The organism is Thermoactinomyces daqus (assembly GCF_000763315.1).
GTDB lineage: Bacteria > Bacillota > Bacilli > Thermoactinomycetales > Thermoactinomycetaceae > Thermoactinomyces_A > Thermoactinomyces_A daqus.
In genome coordinates, this window is the sequence record NZ_JPST01000057.1 from 1 (window position 1) to 1,913 (window position 1,913).

Genomic DNA, 1,913 nt, shown 5'->3' on the forward strand with positions numbered 1-1,913 from the left:
GGTCACATCAGGTTTACTTTATCTGTATATATCCTAGAAATATACAAAACCCCATTCCTTTTCCGAAGAAAAGGGTGGGGTTTGTCATCAATCTCAGCTACCCCATTAGGTAGCTTTTTTTGATTTGCGTGCGCCCGGCATGCGCGCATGCTATAGGGTTCAAGTCCCGAACTGTGAAGGCAGCAGTAGCAGTTAGCTTAAGGCAAGGGTGTCCGCCGCGAGGCGGAATCCAAAGGAAGCCGGCGGCAAACCTCCGGCCCGAGGAACACGAACCTCATACGAGGCCAGGCACCGTTGGATGAGTCTGCGCAACAAGACAAAGTCCTTGCTGCCGAAGGCGGTGCAGGGTAAATGAGGCGGGTGGATGGAGGGGAAGGATGTGCGCTTACCCGGGGAGGTCTGGCTGGTATGCCATGCTCTCATGGTAACCTCTTTCGGAAGGAAGAGCTGAACAGCCAGAAGTCAGCAGAGGTCATAGTACCCAAGTAGGGGACGCCTGAACGGGGAAGGACCGAACACTTGAGGAGAACACGTCACCAGGCGTCCATTCTCTTGCAATGAAGCAGCCAATCCGAAACGGACCTGCCCGGAGGAGGAAACGGTGAATCCCGTGGGGACTCCGGGAGGGCGGAGCAAGGGATGGCACAAATGGACCGACATGTTCACGAAGCGGGCAATGTCGAAATGCTAATGGAGCGAATCCTGTCACGTGAAAATCTTCGAAAAGCGCTTAGACGAGTGGAAAAGAACAAAGGGAGCAATGGAGTGGACGGGATGCCCGTAGAATCCCTCAGGGCTTATCTCATGACCCACTGGGCTTCCATCCGCGTTTCCATCGAAGATGGAAGCTATGTACCGTCTCCTGTCCGAAGGGTCGAAATCCCGAAACCCGTCGGGGGAGTCCGGTTACTTGGCATTCCTACCGTTCTGGATCGTTTCATCCAGCAAGCAATCGCGCAAACCCTCACTCCACTCTTTGACCCGACCTTTTCTGAATTCAGCTATGGATTCAGACCGGGTCGACGCGGGCACGACGCAGTCAAGAAAGCTCGCTCGTATATGGAAGAAGGGTATCGCTGGGTGGTGGACATCGATCTGGAGAAGTTCTTCGACCGGGTCAACCACGATCGGCTGATGGGAATTCTTGCGAAAAGAATTCAGGACAGGACACTCCTCAAATTGATCCGTCGATACCTCGAATCTGGTGTGATGATCAGCGGAGTGAAGGTAGCCAATGAACAAGGGGTGCCGCAAGGTGGCCCATTAAGTCCGTTGCTTGCGAATATTGTTCTGGATGAACTGGACAAAGAACTGGAACGAAGAGGGCACCGGTTCGTCCGCTACGCGGACGACTGCAATATCTATGTAAAATCCAGACGGGCGGGTGAGCGGGTCATGGCCTCAGTTACTCACTTCATTGAAAATAAACTCCGTCTGAAAGTGAACATGGAGAAAAGTGCAGTCGACCGGCCGTGGAAACGAAAGTTTCTCGGCTTCAGCTTTACGTGGGAACGCAAACCGAAAATTCGCGTTGCCAGAGAAAGCTTGAAACAAGTCGAACAGAAACTGAAGGAACTGACCTCCCGTTCCAAGCCGATCCCCATAGAAAACAGGATCGAAGAGATCAATAAACTCATTGTGGGATGGTGCAATTACTTTGCCCTCGCAGACACTCCCACCCCTTTTCGCCGACTGGACGAATGGCTGAGAAGGAGACTGCGCATGTGTCTGTGGAAACAATGGAAAACTCCAAGAACCCGGATCAGGAAACTGATCTCACTCGGTGTGCCGAAGGGGAAAGCCTTTGAATGGGGAAACACACGCAAGAAATATTGGCGAATTGCTGGTAGTCCCATCCTTCACAAAACGCTTGACTCTGCCTATTGGCAGAGTGAGATTGATGACAAACCCCA

Annotated in this window: 1 protein-coding gene; it reads left to right on the plus strand. The window is 52.4% G+C overall.

What is annotated here, in order from left to right; all coding sequences use genetic code 11:
* Positions 1 to 684: 684 nt before the first annotated feature.
* On the plus strand, positions 685 to 1,913 hold a 1,229-nt coding region (gene ltrA / locus JG50_RS0116570; protein ID WP_033102234.1), incomplete at its 3' end, for a group II intron reverse transcriptase/maturase.